The sequence below is a fragment of the Rhizobium herbae genome, from assembly GCF_019511375.1.
Classification (GTDB): domain Bacteria; phylum Pseudomonadota; class Alphaproteobacteria; order Rhizobiales; family Rhizobiaceae; genus Pararhizobium; species Pararhizobium herbae_A.
Window position 1 is genome coordinate 860,815 of the sequence record NZ_JAEUAO010000001.1, and the last position, 25,259, is coordinate 886,073.

General features: G+C 61.6%; 23 protein-coding genes. 13 read left to right on the forward strand and 10 right to left on the reverse strand.

Features of this window, described 5'->3' with window-relative positions:
* Nucleotides 1-36 precede the first annotated feature (36 nt).
* A complete protein-coding gene (locus JNB71_RS04245) occupies nucleotides 37-672 on the forward strand; it encodes a LysE family translocator (protein WP_220370562.1) in 636 nt (211 codons plus the stop codon).
* A gap of 117 nt (nucleotides 673-789) precedes the next feature.
* Nucleotides 790-1,788, forward strand: coding sequence for a lytic transglycosylase domain-containing protein (locus tag JNB71_RS04250; protein ID WP_220370563.1), 999 nt, complete (start codon nucleotides 790-792; stop codon nucleotides 1,786-1,788).
* 44 nt (nucleotides 1,789-1,832) lie between these two features.
* On the opposite strand, the gene JNB71_RS04255 is transcribed toward JNB71_RS04250, so the two are convergent.
* Nucleotides 1,833-3,182 (reverse strand): serine hydrolase domain-containing protein, encoded by a 1,350-nt coding sequence (locus JNB71_RS04255; RefSeq protein ID WP_220370564.1) that lies wholly within the window; start codon nucleotides 3,180-3,182, stop codon nucleotides 1,833-1,835.
* Nucleotides 3,183-3,522: 340 nt separating this feature from the next.
* Here JNB71_RS04255 and JNB71_RS04260 point away from each other — a divergent pair, with 340 nt between their 5' ends.
* The 4 genes from JNB71_RS04260 (at nucleotide 3,523) to JNB71_RS04275 (ending at nucleotide 7,867) form a co-directional block, all read left to right on the forward strand.
* The gene (locus JNB71_RS04260; protein ID WP_220370565.1) at nucleotides 3,523-4,773 is read left to right on the forward strand and encodes a DUF3419 family protein; all 1,251 of its coding nucleotides are present in this window, start codon (nucleotides 3,523-3,525) and stop codon (nucleotides 4,771-4,773) included.
* Complete coding sequence (locus JNB71_RS04265) at nucleotides 4,770-5,432, forward strand: class I SAM-dependent methyltransferase (RefSeq protein ID WP_220370566.1); 663 nt, start codon at nucleotides 4,770-4,772, stop codon at nucleotides 5,430-5,432. The genes JNB71_RS04260 and JNB71_RS04265 overlap by 4 nt, the downstream gene beginning before the upstream one ends.
* 211 nt (nucleotides 5,433-5,643) lie before the next feature.
* Nucleotides 5,644-6,444 carry a glycoside hydrolase family 25 protein gene (locus JNB71_RS04270; protein ID WP_220370567.1) on the forward strand — a complete coding sequence of 267 codons (801 nt, stop codon included), beginning with the start codon at nucleotides 5,644-5,646 and terminating at the stop codon, nucleotides 6,442-6,444.
* A gap of 214 nt (nucleotides 6,445-6,658) precedes the next feature.
* Entirely contained in the window at nucleotides 6,659-7,867 is a 1,209-nt protein-coding gene (locus tag JNB71_RS04275) for a lytic murein transglycosylase (protein WP_220370568.1), read from the forward strand.
* Here the strand turns inward: JNB71_RS04275 and JNB71_RS04280 are convergent.
* A complete protein-coding gene (locus JNB71_RS04280; RefSeq protein ID WP_220370569.1) occupies nucleotides 7,854-9,170 on the reverse strand; it encodes a cation:proton antiporter in 1,317 nt (438 codons plus the stop codon). The genes JNB71_RS04275 and JNB71_RS04280 overlap by 14 nt on opposite strands.
* A gap of 183 nt (nucleotides 9,171-9,353) precedes the next feature.
* On the opposite strand from JNB71_RS04280, the gene JNB71_RS04285 reads away from it, so the two are divergent.
* On the forward strand, nucleotides 9,354-10,286 hold the full coding sequence (locus JNB71_RS04285; protein WP_220370570.1) for a DMT family transporter: 933 nt from the start codon (nucleotides 9,354-9,356) through the stop codon (nucleotides 10,284-10,286).
* Between the two features lie 508 nt (nucleotides 10,287-10,794).
* Here JNB71_RS04285 and metF read toward each other — a convergent pair.
* From metF to JNB71_RS04305, 4 genes are all read right to left on the reverse strand, one after another.
* Nucleotides 10,795-11,721 carry a methylenetetrahydrofolate reductase [NAD(P)H] gene (gene metF / locus JNB71_RS04290; protein WP_220370571.1) on the reverse strand — a complete coding sequence of 309 codons (927 nt, stop codon included), beginning with the start codon at nucleotides 11,719-11,721 and terminating at the stop codon, nucleotides 10,795-10,797.
* Between the two features lies 1 nt (nucleotide 11,722).
* A complete protein-coding gene (locus JNB71_RS04295; RefSeq protein ID WP_220370572.1) occupies nucleotides 11,723-12,751 on the reverse strand; it encodes an ArsR/SmtB family transcription factor in 1,029 nt (342 codons plus the stop codon).
* A gap of 168 nt (nucleotides 12,752-12,919) precedes the next feature.
* Nucleotides 12,920-14,569 carry an energy-dependent translational throttle protein EttA gene (gene ettA, locus JNB71_RS04300; RefSeq protein WP_220370573.1) on the reverse strand — a complete coding sequence of 550 codons (1,650 nt, stop codon included), beginning with the start codon at nucleotides 14,567-14,569 and terminating at the stop codon, nucleotides 12,920-12,922.
* A 91-nt stretch (nucleotides 14,570-14,660) separates the two neighbouring features.
* Nucleotides 14,661-15,416 (reverse strand): ribonuclease T2 family protein, encoded by a 756-nt coding sequence (locus JNB71_RS04305; RefSeq protein WP_220370574.1) that lies wholly within the window; start codon nucleotides 15,414-15,416, stop codon nucleotides 14,661-14,663.
* Nucleotides 15,417-15,607: 191 nt separating this feature from the next.
* On the opposite strand from JNB71_RS04305, the gene JNB71_RS04310 reads away from it, so the two are divergent.
* On the forward strand, nucleotides 15,608-16,540 hold the full coding sequence (locus JNB71_RS04310) for an alpha/beta hydrolase (protein ID WP_220370575.1): 933 nt from the start codon (nucleotides 15,608-15,610) through the stop codon (nucleotides 16,538-16,540).
* 146 nt (nucleotides 16,541-16,686) lie between these two features.
* Nucleotides 16,687-18,333, forward strand: coding sequence for a thiamine pyrophosphate-binding protein (locus JNB71_RS04315; protein ID WP_220370576.1), 1,647 nt, complete (start codon nucleotides 16,687-16,689; stop codon nucleotides 18,331-18,333).
* A gap of 55 nt (nucleotides 18,334-18,388) precedes the next feature.
* On the opposite strand, the gene JNB71_RS04320 is transcribed toward JNB71_RS04315, so the two are convergent.
* Together JNB71_RS04320 and JNB71_RS04325 are read right to left on the reverse strand one after the other, a co-directional pair.
* A complete protein-coding gene (locus JNB71_RS04320) occupies nucleotides 18,389-18,727 on the reverse strand; it encodes a TIGR01244 family sulfur transferase (RefSeq protein ID WP_220370577.1) in 339 nt (112 codons plus the stop codon).
* A 74-nt stretch (nucleotides 18,728-18,801) separates the two neighbouring features.
* The gene (locus tag JNB71_RS04325; protein WP_220370578.1) at nucleotides 18,802-19,656 is read right to left on the reverse strand and encodes a DUF4432 family protein; all 855 of its coding nucleotides are present in this window, start codon (nucleotides 19,654-19,656) and stop codon (nucleotides 18,802-18,804) included.
* A gap of 215 nt (nucleotides 19,657-19,871) precedes the next feature.
* On the opposite strand from JNB71_RS04325, the gene JNB71_RS04330 reads away from it, so the two are divergent.
* From JNB71_RS04330 to JNB71_RS04345, 4 genes are all read left to right on the forward strand, one after another.
* Nucleotides 19,872-21,224, forward strand: coding sequence for a L,D-transpeptidase family protein (locus JNB71_RS04330; RefSeq protein ID WP_220370579.1), 1,353 nt, complete (start codon nucleotides 19,872-19,874; stop codon nucleotides 21,222-21,224).
* Nucleotides 21,225-21,573: 349 nt separating this feature from the next.
* Complete coding sequence (locus JNB71_RS04335; protein ID WP_220370580.1) at nucleotides 21,574-22,863, forward strand: NAD(P)/FAD-dependent oxidoreductase; 1,290 nt, start codon at nucleotides 21,574-21,576, stop codon at nucleotides 22,861-22,863.
* 102 nt (nucleotides 22,864-22,965) lie between these two features.
* Nucleotides 22,966-23,169, forward strand: a complete 204-nt coding sequence (locus JNB71_RS04340) for a hypothetical protein (RefSeq protein ID WP_220370581.1) — start codon at nucleotides 22,966-22,968, stop codon at nucleotides 23,167-23,169.
* Nucleotides 23,169-23,417, forward strand: a complete 249-nt coding sequence (locus JNB71_RS04345) for a hypothetical protein (protein ID WP_220370582.1) — start codon at nucleotides 23,169-23,171, stop codon at nucleotides 23,415-23,417. The genes JNB71_RS04340 and JNB71_RS04345 overlap by 1 nt, the downstream gene beginning before the upstream one ends.
* Before the next feature lie 72 nt (nucleotides 23,418-23,489).
* Here the strand turns inward: JNB71_RS04345 and JNB71_RS04350 are convergent, their stop codons facing one another.
* Nucleotides 23,490-24,182: a ParA family protein gene (locus JNB71_RS04350; protein ID WP_220370583.1), complete on the reverse strand. Its 693-nt coding sequence runs from the start codon at nucleotides 24,180-24,182 to the stop codon at nucleotides 23,490-23,492.
* 197 nt (nucleotides 24,183-24,379) lie between these two features.
* Nucleotides 24,380-25,189 carry a ParA family protein gene (locus tag JNB71_RS04355; RefSeq protein ID WP_220370584.1) on the reverse strand — a complete coding sequence of 270 codons (810 nt, stop codon included), beginning with the start codon at nucleotides 25,187-25,189 and terminating at the stop codon, nucleotides 24,380-24,382.
* Nucleotides 25,190-25,259 lie beyond the last annotated feature (70 nt).

Genomic DNA, 25,259 nt, shown 5'->3' on the forward strand with positions numbered 1-25,259 from the left:
CTCGATCGAACGCCACGTCCAGACGGAGCCTTTTTCATGTCGATAGAACACTGGCTGGCCTTCGTCGCCGCCTCTGCCATCCTGCTCGCTATTCCAGGCCCGACCATTCTCCTGGTGATCTCCTACGCGCTCGGACACGGACGCAAGATTGCAGGCGCCACGGTTGCCGGCGTCGCTCTCGGTGATTTCACGGCGATGACCGCCTCCATGGTCGGCCTCGGCGCACTGCTGGCAACATCGGCGGCGATTTTTACCGTTCTGAAGTGGGTGGGCGCCGCCTATCTCGTCTGGCTTGGCATCAAGCTGTGGCGAACGCCGATCGCGACCGAAACCGCCGACGCGACGATGACAGTGCCGGCCGAGAAACCGTTGCGGATTTTTCTGCACACCTATCTGGTCACGGCGCTGAACCCGAAGAGCATCGTCTTCTTCGTCGCCTTCTTGCCGCAGTTCCTTGATCTCGGCCGTCCCCTGTTCAGCCAGATGCTGATCTTCGAATCGACATTTCTGGTGCTCGCGGCGATCAATGCAACGGCCTTTGCCCTGATGGCTTCGGCCGCCCGCAGCACGATTCGCAAGCCGAAAGTTCAGGCCATCGTCAACCGCGCCGGCGGCTCGCTGTTGATCGGGGCCGGCCTCCTGACCGCTGGCCTGCGGCGCGCCGGCGCCTGAAACGGCGTCCCGTGCTTGCGGTTCCCTGCCCCATGAGTTAATGAAGATTCATAGATGGCGGCTCTCGGCTGCCGATTTGCAGGGGGCTGCGGGGCCTGACAGCAGGAAAGCGACAGCATGGCAAATTTCCGTTTTTTCGTTTCAAAACCGGCTGTTGCGGCCTGTGCTCTGGCCTCTGTTACGCTTGTTGGCGGATGCTCTAGCGTCGAGCGAACCCCGATGGAACAACTGATGGCGGTGCAGACGGTGACGCCGCTGCCGAAGCCTGGAACGGAAATGACGGCTTACGCTCTGCCGACCCCCGATGGCGCAGCGACCGCGACGGCCGCAGCGCTTGCGGCCGAGACCGCGATGATGAAGCCCGGCGAGAATCCCGCCGCAACACCGGTCGGCGCGAGCACTGAAGGCGTCCCGGCCGCCGCCCGGATGGCCGTCGCTGTCCCGACGGCAAATCCGCTGGTCACCCCGCAGGTGTCGGCGCAGGCCGCGACCCCATCGGCGCTGCCGCAGACGGCAATGGCCATGGTCCCGGCGGCCGCGGACCAGACCGCCACCGCCACTGCCCTGTCTCCGCAGATTCCCGAAGGCATGATGATGGCCGCGATGGAATCGGATTTCGATACCGGGGAACCGGTTGGTCTCGAGACCTTGGTGGCCAAGCGCATGATCGTGCCGGTGCAAAAACCGTCGATCGCGGCGGCGGCACTGGGCGGTGCCAAGGAGATGCTGGCGTCGCTGACCGGCGCGGAAAAGCCGACCAGTTCGCGTCCTGAACTCGACCGCCTGATCGCCTATTATGCGAAGCTCAACAACATTCCGGAGGAACTGGTTCATCGCGTCGTGAAGCGCGAAAGCACCTATAATCCGCGCGCCTATCATGCTGGCAACTACGGCCTGATGCAGATCCGCTACAACACCGCCAAGGGCCTCGGTTACGAAGGTCCGCCTGAAGGCCTGTTCGATGCCGAGACCAACCTGAAATATGCGACGAAATATCTGGCCGGCGCCTGGATGGTGGCCGACAATCAGAACGACGGCGCCGTCAAGCTCTATGCCAGCGGCTATTACTACCATGCCAAGCGCAAGGGCCTCCTTGAAACGCTGGGCATGAAGTAAGTCTCTTAAAGCTGGCGGAAGTCACCGGATTTCTTCAGAGGCGCTCAATTGACCGCCTCAACGACCTTTGCCTCCAGCATACGCACGTCATAGCCCAGGCTCGCCGGCGTGAGCCCGAGACGAACCACGGCAAGCCCAAGCGACGGGGAAAGCATCACGCTCTGCCCGTCATGCCCGTGCAGCCAGTAGGCATCCGCAGGCAATGGCGGGCCGCCATCCTTGCCGAGCTTCGTCCAGACATGTCCTGCGCCATAGCGCCCCTTTGATGCCTTCGTGGGCGTACGCATGAAGGTGACAAAATCCGGCGGCAGGATCTGCTCGCCTTTCCAGCTGCCGTTCTGCAACAGGAAGAGAGCGAACCGGGCCCAGTCCCGTGCCGAGGCATACATGTAGGAGGAGCCGACGAAAGTGCCGTGCGCATCCGGCTCCAGCACCGCGCTCGTCATGCCGAGCGGCCGGAACAGCGCCGCGCGCGGAAAGGTGAGCGCCTCACGGATACTGTCGAAGCTGTCCATCCAGAGCCGCGAAAGAATAGTCGACGTGCCGCTGGAATAGTTGAAGCGCTCGCCCGGCTGCGCCTCGAGCGGTTTCGAAGCCGAGAAATTTGCCATGTCACCCTCGAGAAACAGCATCCGGGTGACGTCGCTCACATCGCCATAATCCTCGTTGAACTGAAGTCCGCTCTGCATGGCCAGAAGATCGCCCAGCTTTATCTGGCTGCGCGGGTCGTTTCGCCATTGCGGCAGCAACTCCGTACGATCGAGCGCCATCTGCCCTTCCCTGATGCGCAGGCCGACCAGCGCCGCCGTTACCGACTTGGTCATCGACCAGCCAAGCAGCGGCGTGCCGCTGTTGAAACCCTCCCCATAGCGTTCAGCAACGATCCTTCCATCCTTGACGACGACGATAGCGCGCATGCCGGGCCCGGCAAGCTGCGGATCGGTCAGCAGCGTCTGCACCACGGGATTGACGTTTGCGCCGCTGCCGTCGGGCCAGGGTTTGCCCTCATCAGACTGCGGCGGCCTGCGGCGAAGCTGCCGGTTGCCCGGAAATGCGGCGAACTCACCTTCAGTGACATTGGTGCATCCGAGACCCTCGCGGTAGATCGCATGGCCCGGAGCGGCAAAGCCGAACATGCGGGCTGTCACCGCCTTGCGGGTTTCATCGACCGATATGCGCACCAGGCGCAGCAGCGGATGCCCGGGCGCCTGGACGTCCTCGGCGAGCACCTCATCGGCGTCGCGGCCGGCCAGGAAAACACTTGAGCAGACAATCTTGGCGGCATAGCTGTCGCCGACGCGCAGCAGTTCTGGCGGCATGACAACAAGCCAGCCGGCAATCGCCGCCATGGCGACCGACACCGAGCCCGCAAGCCATAACAATCGTCTGCGCATACGCACCGCCCTTGCTTCGCCACCGCCACAAAAACAGGATTTCATGCTTTTAGGAAGGGTTTATGGCAATCACTTTGGCGCGAGAAATGTTTCTAACCTATTGATCGCGCCGCTGTCTCGCCTGTTGGTAGCACAAACTGGCGATCACGTACGCGGCACAAACCGACCCCGAAAGAGAAGCGACCATTCACGTCATTCGCGCTGCCGGCAACGATCGCTTCATCCAACATATGCAAACGCAAGCGCCTTTTGTGAACCGGAATTTGCATAAGCCTTCCGTCATCAAAGTGTAGCGGACTCGTCTTAGAAGCCTTCCAACTTCCACAGATGGCAGGCTGACATGACCGATCTCGCCCCCGATGCAGGCTATGGCAAAAAGAACCACAAGCTTAAAACTGCGCTGATCCAGCACAAGGCGCTGACGCTCGACGGACTTTCGGAGCGGCTCTTCGGACTGCTTTTCACCGGTCTCGTCTATCCGCAGATCTGGGAGGACCCGGCCGTCGACATGGCCGCCATGCAGATCCGGCCGGAACACCATATCGTCACCATCGGGTCGGGCGGCTGCAACATGCTCGCCTATCTCTCTGCCGCACCCGAGCGCATCGACGTCGTTGATCTCAATCGACATCATATCGCGCTCAACCGGCTGAAGCTTGCCGCTTTCCGCCACCTGCCCACCCATGCGGATGTCGTTCGCTTCCTTGCCCGGCACGATGTTGCCAGCAACGTCCAGGCCTTCGACATGTTCCTCGCGCCCAAGCTCGACACCGCGACACGCAAATACTGGAACAGCCGCAGCCTGACAGGCCAGCGCCGCATCCGGGTTTTCGGCAAGAACATCTACCGCACCGGCCTGCTCGGCCGCTTCATCAGCCTCGGTCATCTTCTGGCGCGCTTGCACGGCGTCGATCCCAGCGAGCTTGCCAATGCCCGCTCGATGCGCGAACAGCGGCAGTTCTTCGACGAGCGGCTGGCGCCCCTGTTCGACCGCCCGGTGATCCGCTGGATCACCAGCCGCAAGAGCTCGCTGTTCGGACTTGGCATACCGCCGCAACAGTTTGACGAGCTTGCCAGCCTGAGCGAGGAAAAGTCGCTGGCCGGCGTGCTGCGCCAGCGTCTCGAAAAGCTTTCCTGCCATTTCCCGCTGAAGGAAAACTATTTCGCCTGGCAGGCCTTTGCCCGCCGCTATCCGCTGCCGCATGAAGGCGAACTGCCGGTCTACCTGCAGGCCAGCCGTCACGAGACGATCCGCAACAATGCCGAACGCGTGCATGTCCATCACGCCAGCTTCACCGAGCTTCTCGCAAGGAAGCCGGCCGGTTCCGTCGACCGCTACGTCCTGCTCGATGCGCAGGATTGGATGAGCGACCGCCAGCTCAACGACCTGTGGAGCGAAATTACCCGCACATCGGCGGAAGGCGCCGTCGTGATCTTCCGCACCGCCGCGGAAGCCAGCATCCTGGAGGGCCGCGTATCGCAGGGCCTGCTTGGCCAGTGGCACTACGATGCGGACAAGTCGCAGGCCCTGAACCTCAAGGATCGCTCTGCCATCTATGGCGGTTTCCATATCTACAGGAAAACGGCATGACGGCGATCGATACCGGCGCCAGCCATGCCCAGCGCATGGACCGAATGTACCGCACACAGCGGCATTTCTACGACCTGACTCGCAAATACTACCTCTTCGGCCGCGACACGCTGATCCGTGGGCTTGATGTTCCGGCCGGCGGCAGCGTGCTTGAAATCGGCTGCGGCACCGGGCGCAATCTGGCGCTGATCGGCCGACGTTTTCCGCAGGCGCGCCTGTTCGGGCTCGACATCTCGGCTGAAATGCTCGTGTCGGCCGAGGCGAAACTGGGCGGGCCCGGGCGGACGAAGACGGTTCTGCGCGTCGCCGACGCGACCGATTTCCAGCCGTCGGAATTCGGCGAGACCGGCTTCGACCGCATCGTCATTTCCTATGCGCTGTCGATGATCCCGGACTGGGAAAGGGCGATTGGCGCGGCGATTGCCGCGCTAAATCCCGGCGGCTCGCTCCATATCGCCGATTTCGGCCAGCAGGAACGACTGCCGCGTCTGTTCCAGCGCCTGCTCCAGGCATGGCTGAAGCGCTTTCACGTGACGCCGCGCGAGGCGATGGTGACCGTGCTCAAGGCCAACGCTGCGAGGTTCGGCGATGCCGTCGACTTCCGGCCGATCGGCCGCGGCTATGCCTGGCTTTTCGTCTATACCCGCTCGTCGAAATAAGCCGTCGCAGGCTGCGCATCACGCGCCGCGCCAAGGCCGGATCAACCGGCGGGCGGTGGCGGCAATGCCATTTCGACAATTGCGGCTTGAAACTAACTCAATTTTTACCATGATGTGGCGAATATGGGGCTCACGCCTCCGGGGGAATCACCACATCAGCGGGCACCATCGTGTGAGGCATCGTCGTCGATCGTTTCAGAACGGGAACCTCATGCGCCGGCTATTCCTGGCTCTTCTGCCTATTGTGACGCTTCTTTCCGGCTGCACGTCGACGGACTACGATCTGGTTTCCACCGCATCGATCCCGCCAAAGTTCCAGGACAAGGACCCGCAGGATTTCGGCGCACGCACGCCGTATAATCACAATATCCACGGCATCGACGTCTCGAAGTGGCAGGGCGAGATCGACTGGGTCAAGGTGAAGGAATCCGGGGTTTCGTTCGCCTTCATCAAGGCGACGGAAGGCAAGGACAGGGTAGACGCGCGGTTCAACGAATACTGGCAGCGCGCCCGCGCCGCCGGGCTGCCCTACGCGCCCTATCATTTCTACTATTTCTGCTCGACGGCTGATCAGCAGGCCGACTGGTTCATCGCCAATGTGCCGAAGAGCGCGGTCTATCTGCCGCCGGTCATCGATGTCGAATGGAACGGCGAATCGAAGACCTGCCGCTACCGGCCTTCGCCGCTGACCGTACAGAGCGAGATGAAGCGCTTCATGGACCGGCTGGAGCAGCACTACGGCAAGCGCCCGATCATCTACACCTCGGTCGACTTCCACCGCGACAATCTTGTCGGCCAGTTCAACGACTATCATTTCTGGGTTCGGTCGGTTGCCAAGCACCCGACGGAGATCTACCCGCAGCGCCGCTGGGCCTTCTGGCAATATACCAGCACGGGCGTCATCCCCGGCATTGACGGCGACGCCGACATAAACGTCTTTGCGGGGTCGCCCAAGAACTGGAAGAATTGGGTGGCAGCCGTTTCGAAAGCGCGCGAACAGGTCGAGAATTGAGCGACGAAGGCACGTCGCCCAACGGTGTGCTGCGGGTTTCGGATAGCGACATGCATGGAAACGAGGATCCGTTTTGCCGTGATGCGCGCTTCAGGGGCGTGTTTCTTGTTTCCGCCCCATTGCCGTGCGACAGCGGCTTCCATCATTTCACGACAACCGCGGCTCTTTTGCGGGCCGCATCCGGCCGGTCCCGGCCCGACAACAAGGACTTGCGATGACACGCGGCACACTGCGCTCCGTTCTTTCGATCGGCTTCATCACCCTTCTGACCTCGTCTTCCCTTGCGCAGCAAGCGACCGCGCCGGCAGCCCCATGCGGCGGCGACCTCGCGTCCTTCCTGCAAGGCGTCAAGGCCGAGGCGATTGCCAAGGGTATTCCGGCAGAAGCAGTCGACCGCGCGCTCGCCGGCGCTGCAATTTCCGAGAAGGTCCTGAGCCGTGACCGGGCACAGGGCGTCTTCAAGCAGAGCTTCACCGAATTCTCCCAGCGCACCGTCAGCAGGGCACGGCTGGACATCGGCGCCAAGAAGATGAAGGAATATGCCGCGGTCTTCGAACGGGCGGAAAGGGAATTCGGCGTTCCGGCCCCGGTGATCACCGCCTTCTGGGCGATGGAGACGGATTTCGGGGCGTTCCAGGGGGATTTCAACACGCGCAATGCGCTGGTCACGCTGGCGCATGACTGCCGCCGCCCGGAAATGTTCCGCCCGCAGCTGATCGCCGCCATCGAGATGGTCCAGCACGGCGATCTCGATCCGGCAACGACAACTGGCGCCTGGGCCGGCGAAATCGGCCAGGTACAGATGTTGCCGGAGGACATTATCGCTCAAGGCGTCGATGGCGATGGTGACGGCCACGTGAACCTCAAACAGAGCACGCCGGACGCGATCCTGACGGCCGCGAAGTTCATCAAGAGCCTCGGCTTCACGGCCGGCCAGCCATGGATCCAGGAAGTGAGCCTGCCGGAAAATCTGCCCTGGGAGAAGACCGGCTTGCAGTCCGGCATGACCGCCGGCGACTGGTTCGCACTCGGCGTCAAGCCGCGCGACGGCAACACCACGTTTTCGCAGCTTCCCGCCTCGGTGGTCGTCCCACAGGGGCGCCATGGCGTTGCCTTCATGACCTATCCGAACTTCAACATCTATCTCGAATGGAACCAGTCGTTCATCTACACGACTTCTGCCGCCTATTTCGCCACCCGCCTTGCCGGCGCGCCGCCCTATGAGAGCGGCAATCCTGAACAGGGATTGAGCGACGAGCGCATGAAGGCGCTTCAGGTGAAACTTCAGACCATGGGCCACGATGTCGGCAAGATCGATGGCATCCTCGGTTCCGGTACGCGCGCCGCGCTGCAGAAGGAACAGCTGCGCCTTGGCCTGCCGGCTGACGGCTGGGCGACGGAGACGGTTCTCAACGCTCTTTAACGTCTGTCTCACGCACGCCGTGCATACGCGCCCGCCGCCGGTGGTGGCGGGCAAGGCGCAACGCCCGGTACCGCAGGCGAAGCGACCAACGGGCGTCCGCGAGCGCTGCCCCTCCCTTCGACACCTCGCTCAGTTCGCGCGCATAGGCGATTGCAAACGCCTCGCGGTAGGTCGAAAGATGCTCGGAAGCGATGTTCTCCAGCCGGTGCATCACGCTGACCCACACCGGCGATACCAAGAGTGTGACGGCGGTAACAGCGATTGCGACCTTGTAGGTATCGAACTGCAGCACGCCGGCGCTCAAGCCGGCAGCCGCCAGCACGAAGGAGAATTCGCCGATCTGCGCCATCGACAGGCCGGCGATCAAGGCGATCTGCGGTGACGATCCGGTCTTTCTCAGGAGGAAGATGTTGAGCACCGTCTTGGCGGCAATGACGATCAGCGCGGCACTGAGGACCGACCAGAAATTCTCGCCGATGAAGGTCAGGTCGATCAGCAACCCGATCGACAGGAAGAACACCACTAAAAGCACGCTCTGGATCGGCTCGATCACCGGGATGACGCGGCTTCGCAGGGTGGAATTGCCGATGACGATGCCGGACAGAAAGGCGCCATAGGCGGGCGACATGCCGGCAAGGCCGGAAATCGCCGCCGCGCCGAAACAGACGGCAAGTGCGCCGAGCGCCAGGATCTCGACCTTGTCCTCGACCGCCTCGCTGAACGGAATCCTGAGTTTTCCATGCCGGCCGAACCACCATAGCAAGGCGGCAAGGATGGTGATGGCGATCAGCATCTTCACTGCGATCGCGGCGATCCGCATGTCCTCGCCACCGAGGCTCGAAACAAGGATCAGCATCGGTACCACGGCGATATCCTGGGCGATCAGTACGCCGACGGCAATTCGCCCTGTTTCGCTGCGCAGTTCGCCCATATCCTCCAGCATCTTCATAGCAACGACGGTGGACGACATGGCGATGACGAAGCCGAGGATCAGCCCTTCCGCCAGGCTGGCCCCTGTAATCAAGGCAATCAGGCCGGCGGCCATGATGGCGGCGACAACCTGGCCGCCGGCGACAAGCAGCGCCTGCCTCAGGCTGAGCACGAAAGCCTTGATCGAGAGCTCCATGCCGATGAAGAACAACAGGACGACGACGCCCATCTCGGCAAGTAGCGTGACGTTGCCGCTGGAGGAGATGAAGCCGAACCCGGTCGGCCCAAGCGCGACGCCCGCCAGGATGAAGCCGACCAGCGGCGGCTGACGCAGACGCAGGAAGCCCAGCCCGAGCAGCGCTGCGACCGCCACGACGATCGCGATGGGAATAAGCCCCTGCCCCTCATGCGCGGCAGCGGCGATGGATTGTGTCGTCAGCGGCTCCAGCGGATCGTCCTCGTGTCGATGGCCAAGCTCAGGAATCGGGTGGATAAATCCCGTTTCAAGCCTTACCCCTCGGTATGTTCCGAATGAACCGGGGGAAGGTCAAGTCGCATGCACGCAAAAACGGATGGATTGCATTACCGGATGACACCGGCCACCTGGGGCCTTCTGGCACTGCTGGGGCTGATCTGGGGCGGTTCGTTCTTCTTTGCGCGCATCGCCATCCAGCATGTGCCGGCCTTGACGCTCGTTCTGTTGCGCGTGGCGCTCGCGGCCCTGGCGCTGCACATCTATGTGTTCGGCCGTCACGACATCTATCGCGAGTTCAAGGCGCGCTGGCCGCAATTTCTGCTGCTCGGGTTGATCAACAATGCCATTCCGCACACGCTCATCTTCTTTGGCCAGACGCAGATCGGTGCCGGCCTCGCCGCGATTCTCAATGCCACGACGCCGGTCTGGACCGTCTTGATCGCCAATGTGCTGACGCATGACGAGAAGCTGAGCCTTGCAAAGATCGCCGGCTGCCTGCTTGGCCTTGCCGGAACGGCCGTTCTGATTGGGCCGAGCGCCTTGCCCGGGCTGCAATCAGGCGAAGGCATCCCCCTCTGGGCGCTGCTTTTTCCGGTCATTGCGGCAATCAGCTATGGTTTCGCCGCGACATACGGCAAGCGCTTCAGGGGACTGGCGGCGCCCGTGTCCGCGGCTGGGCAGCTGACCGCGTCGACGCTGATCATGTTACCGCTCGCTCTGGCCATCGACACGCCCTGGCGACTGCCGACGCCGCCGATCACCTCCGTCGTCGCGGTGCTTGCCCTGGCGCTGATCTCCACGGCCTACGGCTATATCCTGTTCTTTCGGATCATGAGCCGTGCGGGTGCGACGAACACCTCGCTGGTGACGCTGCTGGTGCCGCCCAGCGCGGTCCTGCTCGGTTACCTGTTCCTCGGGGAAACGCTCGAGCCGACGGACATCGCCGGCATGCTGCTGATTGCCGCCGGACTGGTGGTGCTGGACGGCCGCATCCTGCCTTCCCGTCGACCTTGAAAAGGGCTGGATTGCGCATTCCCTGCAAGCGGAAATGTCTCTTTTTGGTCACTCACCGCGCATTTCAGTGCGTTACATTAACGAAATCGAAGACATTGTGAAAAAAATGTGGCAACGTTTAAAGTTGTTTTTATTCAGCATGTTAACCCTGTGCATAACGGTATTTTAAGCATAAGGTACCGCAGCGCAGCATAACTTTTTCTTTCACCCGTGACATTTTCACCCTATGTTTCGTGCGTTAACGCAAGGAGGGCCGGTTATGGGAATTACACATTCTTTGAATGTCCTCATGATAAGTGCAGCGTTCGTTTTCGTAGCAACCATGCTTTTCATCTGAAAACGTCAGGCGAACAGTCCAATCGGTAAAGAAGGACTATAATACCGTAAACCAATTGCAGCATGCTAATCGCTCTACCGAGCACGGCAAGGCAACGCTGCCAGACGACAAAGCCCTTGAAACCGTTCGGTCTCAAGGGCTTTTTTCTGTCCGGATGCCGATGCAATCCGCCTACGCGGCAGCACCCGCTGCGCGGGCCGCGGCGCCAGCCGGGGCGGCCCGCTCAAACCCGACGAGATCGCAAACCGCAGCGACGAGCGGCGACCGGTTCATCGTATAGACATGGAAATCGCGGATACCACGACGGGCGAGATCGACGATCTGCTCGGCAGCAATATGGGTTGCCTCCTTGAAGCGCTCCTCCGGGCTCTCGTCGAGATGGGCCAAGCGGGCGACAACGACCTCGGGAATCCGCGCGCCGCACAGCCCGGCAAACTTGCTGACCTGCGCCAGATTGTTGATTGGCAGGATGCCCGGAACGACGGGTATGGTGATACCCGCGCGCCGCACGCGTTCGAGATAGCGCTCGAAATCATTGTTGTCGAAGAAGAACTGGGTCAGTGCGCGGGTTGCGCCGCTGTCGACCTTGCGCTTCAGCATATCGATATCGGTGGCGACGTCCGGGCTTTCGGGATGTTTTTCCGGATAAGCGGACACGGAAATCTCGAAGTCGCCTCTGCCCCGGATCGCCGCGACCAACGCGGCCGCGTTTTCGTAACCGCCCGGAAAGGGCTCGTAGCGAGCGCCGATCCCTCCCTGGGGATCACCGCGCAGGGCGACGAAATGCCGAACCCCACCGTCGATGAACTCGCTGACGATCGCATCCACCTCGCCCTTGGCGGCGCCGACACAGGTCAGATGGGCGGCCGTGTTCGGAAAGCCGGCCTCGTGGATCATCCGCCGCACGGCCGTCAGGGAGCGCGCCTTGGTTGAGCCACCGGCGCCATAGGTCATCGTCACGAATGCCGGTTTGAAGGCTGCGAGATTCTCGACGGTCTGGAACAATTGCGTTTCCATCTCGTCATTCTTGGGCGGGAAATATTCGAAGGAGAGCCTCAGATTGCCGCGTTCGGCCGGGTAAAGGGTGTGTATCGGCATGTCATGGCCTCCCGGCATAGGCTAGGGCTTTGCCGCCCTCGGATAAATCCGCGACCGTGGTCTGCCGCTGGTCGCGGGCAAGCCATATGGTCACGGTCAACTGGCGGTCGCGATCCTTTTCCGGGGCTAGATCGACAACCTCTTCGACACTGAGACCGGCCTTCTCCAGCCATTCGGCCATGGTCTGGCGCGAAAAGCCCAGACGCATATGGGCATGGTCGTCGCGCAAATATTCCAGCGTGTGCGGGGCGAGATCGATGATCGCCAGCCGGCCGCCGGGCGACAGCATGCGGGCGGCCTCGGCGATCGCCGCTTCCGGCTGCTGCAGAAAGTGCAAAACCTGATGGATTGTGACCAGGTCGAACTGGCGCCCGTCCAGCGGCAGGTTGAAGATATCACCATGCCGGATGGAAGCCTTGGTGATGCCTGCCCGATCCAGGTTGGCGCGCGCAACGGCCAGCATGTCGCGGCTTGCATCGACGCCGACGCCACGCCGGTAGAGCCCTTCGAACAGTTGCAGAATGCGCCCCGTGCCGGTGCCGAGATCGAGCAGCCCATCAACCGGTTCGCTGCCGACGACCTTTTTCAGCGCCGCCTCGACATCCGCCTCGCTCACATGCAGGCGGCGCAATTCGTCCCATTCGGCCGCATTGCGGCTGAAATAGGCCTGCGCCTTCTCCGAGCGCGCCTGCTTCAAAGCCGCCAGCCGCTCTGCGTCGCGCGTCAACACCGCATCAGAGACGCTGGAAGCGGCCAGGAGATCGCGCACCAACGCTACCCCCGCCCCCTCGCCTTTCAGGCGAAAATAGGCCCAGGCACCTTCCTGGTAGCGATCGATCAGCGCCACTTCGGCGAGCAGTTTCAGGTGGCGGGAAATTCGCGGCTGCGATTGTCCGAGAATTTCGGTAAGATCGGTGACGGTCAGGTCGCCGGCAGCCAGCAAGGCGAGAAGACGCATCCGCGTCGGCTCTCCCGCCGCCTTGAGGACGTCCACCAACGCGTCCAGTCCAAGCCCTTGCTCTCTCGCCATTGCCACCCTCATCAACACATAAAGATATGTTTATGTGATTTTCACGGCGGTCGCAAGATGAAATGTGGCGCAATGACGCAACGTTCACAAATGGAAAAGGCGGCCAAATGCAGCCGCCTTCCAGTTCACAATCCGAACACGCCGAAGAGGCGGCTCGTGGGCTTGTCCTTACCGGGTCAGACGCTTGTAGCTGACGCGGCTCGGATTGACCGATTCCGGGCCGAGGCGGCGGATCTTGTCTTTCTCGTAGTCCTCAAAGTTGCCTTCGAACCATTCGACGTGGCTATCGCCCTCGAAGGCGAGGATATGGGTGGCAAGACGGTCGAGGAACATGCGGTCGTGGCTGATGATCACGGCGCAGCCGGCAAAATTTTCGAGCGCGATTTCCAGCGCCGCCAGCGTTTCGGTGTCGAGGTCGTTGGTCGGTTCGTCGAGCAGGAGCACGTTGCCGCCGGCCTTCAGCATCTTGGCGAGGTGAACGCGGTTGCGCTGACCGCCGGACAGGTTGCCGACCTTCTGCTGCTGGTCGGTGCCCTTGAAGTTGAAGGCGCCGCAATAGGCACGCGAGTTCATGTCGAACTTGCCGAGCTTGATGACTTCGGCACCGCCGGAAATCTCTTCCCATACGGTCTTGTTGCCGTCCAGCGCATCACGGCTCTGGTCGACATAGCCGAGCTGCACGGAATCGCCGATGCGGAAGGTGCCGCTGTCCGGCTTCTCCTGACCGGTGATCATCCGGAACAGGGTCGTCTTGCCGGCGCCGTTCGGGCCGATGACGCCGACGATGCCGCCCGGCGGCAGCTTCAGCGTCAGACCGTCGATCAGCAGGCGGTCGCCATAGCCTTTCGAGATATTGTCCATCTCGATGACAACCTGGCCGAGCCGCTCGCCGACCGGAATGATGATCTGCGCGTCGCCGGGACGGATCTTTTCGGCCGCTTCGACCAGTTCGTCATAGGCCTTGATACGCGCCTTGGACTTGGCCTGGCGGGCCTTCGGGCTGGACGCGATCCACTCCTGCTCGCGGCTGATCGCCTTGCGGCGGGAGGCATCCTCGCGGTTTTCCTGCTCCATGCGCTTGGCCTTGGCAAGCAGGTAGGCCGAATAGTTGCCTTCATAGGGAATGCTGCGCCCGCGGTCGAGTTCGAGGATCCAGCCCGTGACGTTGTCGAGGAAGTAGCGGTCGTGGGTGATCATCATCACGGCGCCCGGATACTGGCGCAGATGGTTTTCCAGCCAGGCGATGGTCTCGGCGTCGAGATGGTTGGTCGGTTCATCGAGCAGCAGCAGGTCCGGCTTCGACAGCAGGAGCTTGCAGAGCGCCAGGCGGCGGCGCTCACCGCCGGAGAGCGTGGTCACGTCGGCATCGCCGGGAGGGCAGCGCAGCGCGTCCATGGCCATTTCGACCTGATTTTCCAGGTCCCAGAGGTTCTGGCCATCGATGATGTCCTGGAGCCTGGCACCCTCTTCCGCCGTCTCGTCGGAATAGTTCATCATCAGTTCGTTGTAGCGCTCGAGGATGGCCGTCTTGTCGGCAACGCCTTCCATGACGTTTTCCATCGCCGTCTTGGTCGGATCGAGTTGCGGCTCCTGTGCCAGGTAGCCGACGGTCGCGCCCTCAGCGACCCACGCCTCGCCGGTAAATTCCTTGTCGAGGCCGGCCATGATGCGCAGCACGGTCGACTTACCGGCGCCGTTCGGGCCGAGGATGCCGATCTTGGCATCCGGATAAAACGACAGATTGACATTCTCCAGCACCTTCTTGGTACCGTAGGACTTGCTCAGCCCGGACATATGATAGATGAATTGACGTGCCATATAGCGACTGCTCCGACGGAATGGGATTTTGCCCGCTATGTAGGCGAATTATCCCGGCGGAGCAATGAAGAAACCGGCTTGCCTCAGCCATTCATTGAACGCCCGCGGCGTCAACGGTCCCCCTGCCGCATTTGAAATCGGTATCGCCGGCGGCCAGGATCAGAGGCGACAGGCCAGCACCTGCCGATACATCCCCGGAAAGTCCGATCGTCAATCCGGTGATCACATTGCGATCACCCGCCTTCTGGCAGCGCATCCGCACGCGTTCGCCCGCCCCCTTGCCGAAACTCTTGTCGAAGGCCTGCTTGATCTCGCCTTCCGTCACCTCTTGTCCGAGGCGAGCGGTAAACAGGGTTCGCACCGCCGAGCCGTTGAGTTCGTCGAGAAGACGCAGTTGCATGGCGAAATAGTCCTGCGCCGTGCCGCCCTGGCAGGTGCCGCTGCGCAGCCATTGATGCCGGTCGAGGCCCGATTGCGTTCCCGGCATGGCGATCAAGAGTTTCGCCTGCGTTTCCTCAGCCATCGCCAGCTGCGGCAGCTCCAGCCAGTCGCCTTTCCTGTCGCGCGCACGAATATCTGCCGCGACACCGCAATAACTCTTCTTCATCGGCCAGAGACCATGCAGGGAGAAATGCGTCGCATCATAGCGGTCGGCCGTCTGCCCGACGCATTCCTTGCGCTTCGGCCGCGTCTCGCAGAAACCCGGTTGCCAGCTGACGGCGAGAATATATTGCGTTTTTCCGCTCGTCGCCGCCTTGTCATCGGCAAGCACCGGATATGCGATCATTGCTGCCAGCACCGCAAGTCCCGCACGGCTGAGAAAGCCTGTAAAGATATTCCCTTGCATCGAAAGCCCTCCAGAAACAAGAACAAAACATGATCATTTAGAGACTAAAACGGGAAAAATGCAACCTTGAATCTATATCCGCCCGAACTTTCCTGACCTGATGCGAAACGAGCACCAAGCAGCGATTGCCTTTCGCTGATAAATCAAGTTGATAGCGGGGACGTGCTGGAACTTCGCCTGGGAGGATTGGCGTGTTTGCCAAGGTCGAAACGTTGCAAAGCCCGAGCGGAGCCGCGCTCGCCTGGCGCCACTCACCGGCAATTGCACCAGAAAAAGGCGCGCTGATCGTCAGCCACGGGCTTGCCGAACATTCGGCCCGCTATGCTCGTTTGGCCGAATTCATGGCCGGGCACGGCTTTCACGTCTATGCGCACGACCATCGCGGCCATGGCGCAACCAAAGCCGGCGATGCGCCGCTTGGGCGCTATGCACACCGGCAGGGCGTCGACAAGGTCTTGACCGATGTCAGGGCCATGCGCGACATGGCGGCCGCCAATCATCCAGGCCTTCCGCTTATCCTATTCGGTCATTCCATGGGCGGACTGATCGCGCTCAATGCCGCAGAGACCTATCCTGGCCTCTATGATGGCCTGGCGGTGTGGAATTCGAACTTCAATCCGGGTCTTGCCGGCCGCGCCGCGCAGGTCCTTCTCGGTTTCGAAAAGATGCTGAAGGGCTCGGATGTCCCAAGCGGCCTTCTGCCAAAACTGACCTTCGGCGCCTGGGGCCGGTCTATCCCCAACCACAGGACCGCGTTCGACTGGCTGTCGCACGATGCTGCGGAAGTGGCAAAGTATGTGGAGGACCCCCTCTGCGGTTTCGACGCCAGTGTCTCGTTGTGGATCGACCTCTTCGAACTTACATTCCGCGGCGCAACGCGGGAGCGGTTGCGACGGCTGCCTCAGAACCTGCCGATCCATCTTGTCGGCGGGGGCGAGGATCCGGCTACCAACGGTGCCCGGGAAATCAAGTGGCTGGCCAGGCGCATGGTATCCGTGGGCCTTCGGGACGTGACGACGGTGGTCTATCCAACGATGCGCCATGAAACGCTGAATGAAACGGGACGCGACAGCGCCATGCGGGACTTTGCCGTCTGGTGCCTGAAAGTGGTGGGGCGGACATAACGACGGCGTGGATGACCGACATTGCGGCAAAATTTACAGTCAGCGCAATGTTCATCGCGTCCGGCCTGACCGGAGGATCGACGGTGCCGGTCCAGCACCGATCAAATTGGCAGAACGTGTTGTCACGAGCTCTGGGAGGAGCGGATATGAAGACAGGCGGGGAACTGATCGTCGAGGCGCTGAAGGCGAATGGCGTCAAGCGAATCTCCTGCGTTCCGGGCGAAAGCTATCTGGCGGTGCTCGATGCGCTTTACGATACCGACATAGACGTGGTGGTCTGCCGCCAGGAGGGCGGTGCGGCGATGATGGCGGATGCCTGGGGCCGTCTCACAGGCGAACCGGGCATCTGCATGGTGACCCGCGGTCCGGGTGCGATGAATGCATCCGCGGGCTTGCATATCTCCCGTCAGGATTCGATCCCGATGATCCTGTTCATCGGTCAGGTGCAGCGCGACGCGCGCGAGCGCGAGGCCTTTCAGGAAGTCGAATATCGTCGGGCCTTCACCGAAATCGCCAAATGGGTTGGCGAGATCGATGATCCCGCACGCATACCCGAATTCGTCACCCGCGCCTTCGCCATAGCAACCTCCGGCCGCCCCGGCCCGGTGGTACTGACCTTGCCGGAGGACGTGCTCACGCAGAAGACCGAGGCGCCGGCCGCCAAACCCTATCAGCCTGTCGAAAGTCATCCCGGCAGCGGCCAGATCAAGGCGCTCGAAGGCTTGCTGGCCAAGGCCGAGCGCCCGATCGCCATTCTCGGCGGTACGCGCTGGAGCGAACAGGCCATCCGGCAATTCCAGGAATTTGCGGAACGGTTCACGCTGCCGGTCGGCTGCTCCTTCCGCCGCCAGATGTTGTTTGACCATCTTCATCCGAACTATGCCGGCGATGTCGGCATCGGCATCAATCCGACACTCGCCAAGGAGATCCGAGAGGCGGACCTCGTGCTTTTGGTCGGTGGCCGCTTCTCCGAAATGCCATCGTCCGGCTATACGCTGCTTGACGTGCCCTACCCGCGCCAGACGCTGGTGCATGTCCATCCAGACCCCGGCGAACTCGGCCGCGTCTATCGTCCCGACCTGGCGATTGCGGCGGCGCCGGTCGGCTTCACGGCCGCCTTGAACGACCTGAAGCCCGCCGCAGCGCCGTTATGGCACGATCGCACCACGGCCATGCATGAGGCTTACCTGGCCTGGTCCACACCACCGGAAACCGGCCCGGGCGATGTGCAGATGGGATCGATCATGCAATACATCGAGACCAACACGGCCGAGGATGCAATCTTCGCCAACGGTGCCGGCAATTACGCGACCTGGCTGCATCGCTTCCACCGCTTCCGCCGCTTCAACACGCAGGCGGCGCCGACATCGGGCTCGATGGGCTACGGCCTGCCGGCCGCCGTCGCGGCAAAACATCTCTTTCCAGCGCGCGAAGTGATCTGCTTTGCCGGTGACGGCTGCTTCCTGATGCACGGACAGGAATTCGCAACCGCCGTCCGCTACAACCTGCCGATCATCACGCTGGTGATCAATAACGGCATCTACGGCACGATCCGCATGCATCAGGAGCGGGAATATCCCGGACGGGTGAGTGGAACCGATCTTACCAATCCCGATTTTGCAGCCTATGCCCGCGCATTTGGCGGACATGGAGAGCGCGTGGAAAAGACGCAGGAATTTGCCGGCGCTTTCGAGCGCGCGCGCAGGAGCGGCAAGCCGTCGATCATCGAGATCAGGCTCGATCCGGAGGCGATCACGCCGACGCGGACATTGAGCCAGATCAGAAATGGCTAACTGACAGGCGCAAACGGCGCGCGATCGAGAGACGTGTGCCGTTCACAAGACTTCGTCAGCCGCGAATGTGCTGGGTCTGCTGATACACATTGGTCGAGCGGGCACCGGAGCGGCAATAGCCGAGCATCGGCCTTTCGAACGTATCCAGCGCATCGACCATCTCGCGCACGGCATCTGCCGTCACGCCCATCGGGCCGACCGGAATATGGGTGATGTCGAGGCCAAGTTCCTTGGCGCGGGCGGCGATGGTTTCGAACTGCGGCTGGTCCGGCTGCTCGAAGTCCGGGCGGTGGCAGACAATCGACTTGAACCCCATCGCCTTGATCGTATCGAGGTCTTCGACGGAAATCTGTCCGGTGACCGAATACTCATCGTTGATCTGGCGAATGTCCATGGGAAACCTTCCTGAAAATGGCGTCCGGACTGATGTAAGACCGCCAGCCTGAGGCGTCAATCGGAAAGCCGGTTTCACCGGATCTGGAACGCCAGTGCATAATCCACCGTTTCTCCCGGCGCGAGCATCGGCATTTCACCCGCAGCAGCAAGATCGGTCCGTTTGGCAATCCGGTGGGACGCGGGCTCGATGCTGATGACGTCGGCCGGCCCGCGCTGGCATCGCCACATCTGCAGGAACGGCAGGGTTGCGGTCGAAAACCTCACGATGACCGAGCGGCCGGACAAGGCGTCGAGCGGACCGAGGCTCACCTGCGCCCAGCCGTCATTCGCACTCTTCGCCGCCGGCAGACAGAAATGCGCGCTATCGCCCTCGCCAAACCGCCATGGTTGCTGCTCGTCGCCGAACATTGTCCCGCCAATACGCGTGTCCTCGCCAAGCATCGAGCCGCTTATGTTCATGTGGTACATCAGCATCGGAGCGAACGGTTTGGCACCCGTGTTGGTTACACGGTCCGAAAGCAAGACTTCTGCTTCGTCCGGGCTGATTGCCCAGCGTCGTGTCACCAGCGCCGTTGCGCCGTTGGCGAGCAGAACTTCGGTTTCGGCAAAACATCCCGGCGGCTCGCCCGGGGCCGGCATTTGCGTGCGCCGCACGGGCGTGCCGCAAAGCGAACCGTGCAAAGGAAACCTACGCCCGTCATCGAAACCCTCGACCGGTTCCGGATGGCGGATATGATCTGGACCGCAGGTAAAGAAGAAGCCCTGCAGCGCCTGATCGATGCGCCGGTCACCATCCGAGGGAATAGCGGCACCCGGAGAAATATCGACGCCATTGACGACAAACGCGCCGATATCCAGCGCCGATTGGCGGTCGAGCAGGATCTGGAATTCACTTTCCTGATCCCTACCGGATATCGTGATCGGCATTGAACGTTTTCCAAGTGCGTGATTCGGCGAGAACCGCCGGCAATCCGGTCCCGCGAATCTACCGCAAAGACAGCAGCAAATCTTCTGCTTGAAACGGCCAACCCACCGAATTAAATGGATTTTAGGGAACTGTTCATGATGAATTCAGTTATTTCATATTACCGTCCCATTTGATTTGTAGGCCCGACCACAACCGCCAGACTATAGGTTTCATCGTGACGCTTGTTTCCCGAACCGGAATTGCCCTTCTCGCTGCCGCAAGCATGCTCGCCCTTGCCACTACGGCAAAGGCGCAGGACAGCTTCGGCCGTTTGCCGGCCAATGCGGTTCTCGTCACGCCGGAGGGCGAAATTCTCGATTATCTGCCCGGAGGCGACGTGCAGATGATGCGCGACCGGCGTGGCCGTACCATCCTGGTGGATTCCTGGGGCAATATCGTGGCGACTGTGATGGGCAGCGGCCGGCAACTCAACGAAATCCGCCGCCGCGACACCTACGCCAACCAGGGCTTTGGTTTTTCCGAGCAGGAATATCCCGAACAGTGGTTTTCCGAGCCGGGCGACGTGACCGCTTCCATACCCGACTATCGCGATGTAACGCCGCCGAGCGTCGAGCGTCAGGCACTGCCGAACGAGTATCCGGCGCCTCTGGACGAGAACGATATGGAAGCCCTGCCGCAGGAAGAACGCCAGACCCTGCCTCCGGCCGCGCGGATCACGAAGAAATCCAGCGCCGAAATCACGGCCCTGCAGGTGTTTCTCGACCGCGAAGGATTTTCGCCGGGCGTGATCGACGGCAAGAGCGGCTCGAACGTCACCAAGGCGATCGAGGCATGGCAGCAGGCGACGGGCGAAACGCTGGACCCGAACAACACCGACGACATCATGGAACGGCTACGCTTCTCCGGCGGGCTGCCGATCACGACCTATACGATCACGGCTGCGGATGCCGCCGGCCCGTATGTCGCCGCCATACCGGAAGACTATGCGCACAAGGCCGCCCTGCCGCATCTGTCGTTCACCTCGACGGCGGAAATGCTCGGCGAAAAGTTCCACATGGACGAGGCCTATCTGCGGGAGTTGAACCCCGGCGTCGATTTCACGATTCCCGGCACTATCATCAAGGTGATCAACCCCGGGGAAATGAAGAAGGGCAAGGTTACCCGCATCGTGGCCGACAAATACCGCAAGCAGGTCTTTGCCTATGACGAGGCCGGCACACTGATTGCCGCCTATCCGGCGACGATCGGTTCGTCCGACACCCCATCTCCCTCGGGCACCGTGCAGGTCGATCGCATCGCATTCGATCCCGGCTATACCTACAATCCGAAGATCAACTTCAAGCAGGGTGAGAATGACAAGGTGCTGACCCTGCAGCCCGGCCCGAACGGCCCGGTCGGCACGGTCTGGATCGCCCTGTCGAAGCCGACCTATGGCATTCACGGAACGCCGGAACCCTCGAAGATCGGCAAGACCCAAAGCCATGGCTGCGTACGCCTGACCAATTGGGATGCGACAGAGCTCGCCAAGATGGTCAGCGTCGGGACCACCGTCGAATTCCTCGATTAAAAAAATCCGCGTCCTCCTCCAATTGGGGGAGTAAAGGGGCTCAAAACCTGTTAGAAATAAGGGGTATCTGGGCGCCGGGGTCATCCAATAGCGCGCCGACGGTTTTCAGCACGAAACCATTCACCGAGGGCTGCGCGTCACTCGGCCAGAGAGATATTGGGCACACTTTTGGGAGATGGAATAGGGGGTCGCGGTGCGTAGCTTGGAGCACCGCGGCCCCAACCGTTTGAGCGGTTTCGGCATCCCCGCGCTTCATGACCTCATCATGTTTCATCATTAAAAAACATTGCAGCAATGCTCTATCTGTCGGAAGAAAGTAAGTTCAATTTCGACAGACGAGGATGCCGCGATGGCCGCCGAACGCTCCCTTCCCAACCTTTGGCATGCCACGGCGCCTGCGGCTCCCGAGACCCGACCGCTGGCAAGCGACATCACCGTCGATGTCGCGGTGATCGGCGGCGGTTTCACCGGTCTTTCGGCAGCCCTCCATCTGACCGAAAAGGGCGTGAAAGTCGCCCTTGCCGAGGCAAAGATGATCGGCTTCGGCGGTTCGGGACGCAATGTCGGTCTCGTCAATGCCGGCATGTGGACGAAACCCGACGATCTCATTGCGACGCTTGGCGCCGAAGCCGGTACCCGTCTGCTCACCGAACTCGCCGACGGGCCGTCCGTCGTCTACGACCTGATCGCCAAGCACGAGATCCAATGTGAGGCGGTGCGCAGCGGCACGCTGCATATGGCCGTCGGCGCCGAAGGCCTGGCCGAACTCAGGGATCGGGAGACGCAGTGGAGCAAATTCGGGGCGCCCGTCGAGGTGCTGTCCGCCGAGCGCGCCAGGACGCTGACGGGTGCGGAAGGATTCGCCGGCGCCCTGCTCGACCGGCGGGCCGGCACGATCCAGCCGCTCGCCTATGCCCGCGGCCTTGCCCGCGCCGCACTCGCCGCCGGTGCCGAAATCTATACCGATACACCGCTGCTCGCCGCGGAGCGCAAGGGGGACATCTGGAAGTTGACGATGCCGGGCGGCACGATCACGGCGAAAAGCGTGATCCTTGCCACCAATGCCTATGGCAAGCTTATCGAGCGCACACCCTGGACCGCCCATACGGAAGAACTGACAATCCTGCCCTATTTCCAGTTCGCAACCGAGCCGCTCAGCGACAATATTGCCCGCGGCATCCTGCCGGAGCGCCAGGGCTGCTGGGACACCGGCCTTGTGATGACGTCGTTCCGCATGGACCAGCAGAACCGGCTGATCTTCGGCAGCATCGGCCGATTGGACGCGCTGGCGAAAGGTACGCACCGCGCCTTCGTCAAACGCTCGCTGCGCAAGCTCTTCCCGATGATCGGCGATCTCCGGCTGGAATACTGGTGGGATGGCCGCATCGGCATGACCACCAACCACCTGCCGCAGATGCATGTGATGGCGCCGAACGTGTTTTCGATCAGCGGCTATAACGGCCGCGGCATCGCCCCAGGCACGGTCTTCGGCCGGGCGCTTGCCAATCACGTCACCGGCGAGCCGAAGGCGCTGCCGCTGGCCGAAAAGCCGGTGACACCCGATCCGTGGCGCAACCTCAAGTCGGCATTCTACCACGCCGGCGCCCAGGCCAAGCACTTCGTCGACCGTCGTTTCTGATCGGAACATCCGGCAAATCGAACGCCGTTATTCGTCCTTTCCAACCGAATGGAACCTTTCGCCGTTTGTCCTGTTGAGGAAGAGGATTGAAAGGAGCCAGATATGGAACAGAAGACACCCAAACCAGGCCCTGCAGGAACAACCGAACAGTCGCCTCGGTGGGAAGGGCCTGAAGAGACCCGGCCGCGCGGCTATCTGCCCGCAAAGGACGATCCCGCGAAGGCGCGCGATGCGCGTGGCGAGAACCTGAACGATCCCGACCGTAACAAGGCGACGGACGTCGGCAAGACAAAGGGAGATCGCTGATGGTCGCCCGGGACAATCCGTCGCGTTCCGGCGGGAAAAGCGTTATTCGCAAGGATGCAGAAGGTCAGTTCGCCAAGCCGAAGAGGCGCAGCGACAACAATGGCGTTAGTAGCGCAAAGCCTCGTGTCATCACCGGATCGGACGATGCGACCGCCCATAAAAACCCGCCCGGCCAGAAAAAGCCAGGCAAGGAATGGGATCTGAACTATGATGAGCGCGAGATGAACGAGGGCGATTTTCGCGGCTGAAATACGTCATCGCAGCTTTCCGCAACAAGACGAACCGCGCAGATCGATCCGCGCGGTTTTGAGCTTAGGCAATCACGCAGCCCGGCGTGCCGGGCTGGCCAGTCGCAGCGGAACCAGCTTGCGCACTTCGTCGCCGAAGGCTCGGGCATTTTCGCAGGCCTTGTCGAGGTTGCTGACCCGGCCCGGGTCCATCATTTGCAGAGTACCCCCGCAGTCGAAGACATCGCAGAACGCGGCGCGCTCGATGATTGGCGTATCGAGGACCGGCACGGACCGCTCTGCCAGCAACTGCTTGACGACCTGGAGCGCCCGTGTGGTCACCAGCGAATTGACGCGGGTCAACACGACGGAATGGTTGATCCGGATGCCTGCCCTTTCCTGCAGATGACAGAGCAACTCAAGCACCTGGGCGCCTCCCTTGGCATCCATGGCACAGCCCTGGATCGGGATCATCACATGATCGGAAAGCCCGATCGCGGTAGCCATCAGGGTGTTGCGGGCGCCGGCGAGATCGATGACGAAATAGTCGGTCGTGGCCCGGTTTTCGCGAATATGCGTCTGCAGCGATGCTATCGTCACATTCGAAATGACGTCGATATTGGCGACTTTTCCCGAAATCTCATGCCAGTGGGAGATCCAGTGCTGCGGATCGGCGTCGAGAATGGTGACGCGCGCGCCATGGCGCGCGAGTTCCGTCGCGAGGATAAGCGCGGCAGTCGTCTTGCCCGCGCCGCCCTTGGTGTTTGCAAATGTAATGACTGGCATTGCTGTTCCTGTCTGAAAAGCGTCCGAGCCCCGGCATGGCTCTCCGAAAAGCGCAAAATCCATCGCGCTCCGGTTAATCAAACCTTTCAGATGGTGGTTAAGAAAATCTAAATACGCCCCTCATTAGAATTTACATGGCGGCCCATAGCGGTATCGAAGCGGCTCACCACGCAACAAATCGTCGCGATGTTGAGCCGTCAGGGATCGGCGTGTATCGCAGCGGCGTCTGAGGACCGGAAAGCCCGCGCGGCTGGCGGACGTCCGGCATCGCCTTCTGGCTGTGGGATGCGGTCCGGCGCCTTGTAGCAGATACGTGCAAGCGAACCGCTCGATTGCAGATGCGGCTGCCCATTCACCAGGCGCAGGACTTCCAATGCCAGTCCCTGCATGTTTCGCTGTGCCTTGGCGAGATTGCTGACCTTGGTTTCGTCGATCGTATAGAGCGAGCCGCCATGCTCGAAAATGTCGCGATAAACGCTGCGCTCGATAATCGGCGTATCGAGCAATGGCACGTTGCGCTCGGCAAGCCGCGCCTTGACGCTTCGGATGGCGCGCGTGGTCACGAGAGAACTGACCCGCGTCAGGACCACGGCATGATTGATGTGGCTGTGCGCATTGTTTGCTACCTGGCCAATGATGTCGAGCACATGCACAGCGCCCTGCGCATCCATGGCGCAGCCCTGCACAGGGATAAGCATAAGGTCGGAAAGACCGGCGGCCAAGGCGATCAGCGCGTCGCGCGCCCCGGAAAGATCGATGATGACATGGTTTGCCTGGCCGCTTTGAGCCCGCAGGTTGGCACCCAGATTGGCGAAGGTCACGCCGGTCACGACAGCTATGCCGTCAATCGCGCCGGGCGATTCGTGCCACTTGGCTGCGAACGCCAGAGGATCGCAATCGAAGATGACGACCTTCCCGCCCGCTTGCGCAAACTCCGTGGCCAGAAGCAATGCCACCGTCGTCTTGCCGGCTCCCCCCTTGGCATTCGCGATTGAAATTACAGCCATCTCACTTCCGCCGGCACGCTTTGCTGCCATCACCGCCCTACATGCAAGGGCGCCCAGTGCATTCAGCCTT

Coding starts and splice junctions, on each gene's coding strand:
- JNB71_RS04265 (WP_220370566.1), top strand. CDS start 4,770: ATGACGGCGATCGATACCGGCGCCAGCCATGCCCAGCGCATGGACCGA.
- JNB71_RS04260 (WP_220370565.1), top strand. CDS start 3,523: ATGACCGATCTCGCCCCCGATGCAGGCTATGGCAAAAAGAACCACAAG.
- JNB71_RS04345 (WP_220370582.1), top strand. CDS start 23,169: ATGGTCGCCCGGGACAATCCGTCGCGTTCCGGCGGGAAAAGCGTTATT.
- JNB71_RS04335 (WP_220370580.1), top strand. CDS start 21,574: ATGGCCGCCGAACGCTCCCTTCCCAACCTTTGGCATGCCACGGCGCCT.
- JNB71_RS04295 (WP_220370572.1), bottom strand. CDS start 12,751: ATGGCGAGAGAGCAAGGGCTTGGACTGGACGCGTTGGTGGACGTCCTC.
- JNB71_RS04270 (WP_220370567.1), top strand. CDS start 5,644: ATGCGCCGGCTATTCCTGGCTCTTCTGCCTATTGTGACGCTTCTTTCC.
- ettA (WP_220370573.1), bottom strand. CDS start 14,569: ATGGCACGTCAATTCATCTATCATATGTCCGGGCTGAGCAAGTCCTAC.
- JNB71_RS04250 (WP_220370563.1), top strand. CDS start 790: ATGGCAAATTTCCGTTTTTTCGTTTCAAAACCGGCTGTTGCGGCCTGT.
- JNB71_RS04275 (WP_220370568.1), top strand. CDS start 6,659: ATGACACGCGGCACACTGCGCTCCGTTCTTTCGATCGGCTTCATCACC.
- JNB71_RS04350 (WP_220370583.1), bottom strand. CDS start 24,182: ATGCCAGTCATTACATTTGCAAACACCAAGGGCGGCGCGGGCAAGACG.
- JNB71_RS04340 (WP_220370581.1), top strand. CDS start 22,966: ATGGAACAGAAGACACCCAAACCAGGCCCTGCAGGAACAACCGAACAG.
- JNB71_RS04255 (WP_220370564.1), bottom strand. CDS start 3,182: ATGCGCAGACGATTGTTATGGCTTGCGGGCTCGGTGTCGGTCGCCATG.
- JNB71_RS04245 (WP_220370562.1), top strand. CDS start 37: ATGTCGATAGAACACTGGCTGGCCTTCGTCGCCGCCTCTGCCATCCTG.
- JNB71_RS04315 (WP_220370576.1), top strand. CDS start 16,687: ATGAAGACAGGCGGGGAACTGATCGTCGAGGCGCTGAAGGCGAATGGC.
- metF (WP_220370571.1), bottom strand. CDS start 11,721: ATGCCGATACACACCCTTTACCCGGCCGAACGCGGCAATCTGAGGCTC.
- JNB71_RS04325 (WP_220370578.1), bottom strand. CDS start 19,656: ATGCCGATCACGATATCCGGTAGGGATCAGGAAAGTGAATTCCAGATC.
- JNB71_RS04355 (WP_220370584.1), bottom strand. CDS start 25,189: ATGGCTGTAATTTCAATCGCGAATGCCAAGGGGGGAGCCGGCAAGACG.
- JNB71_RS04305 (WP_220370574.1), bottom strand. CDS start 15,416: ATGCAAGGGAATATCTTTACAGGCTTTCTCAGCCGTGCGGGACTTGCG.
- JNB71_RS04285 (WP_220370570.1), top strand. CDS start 9,354: ATGCACGCAAAAACGGATGGATTGCATTACCGGATGACACCGGCCACC.
- JNB71_RS04320 (WP_220370577.1), bottom strand. CDS start 18,727: ATGGACATTCGCCAGATCAACGATGAGTATTCGGTCACCGGACAGATT.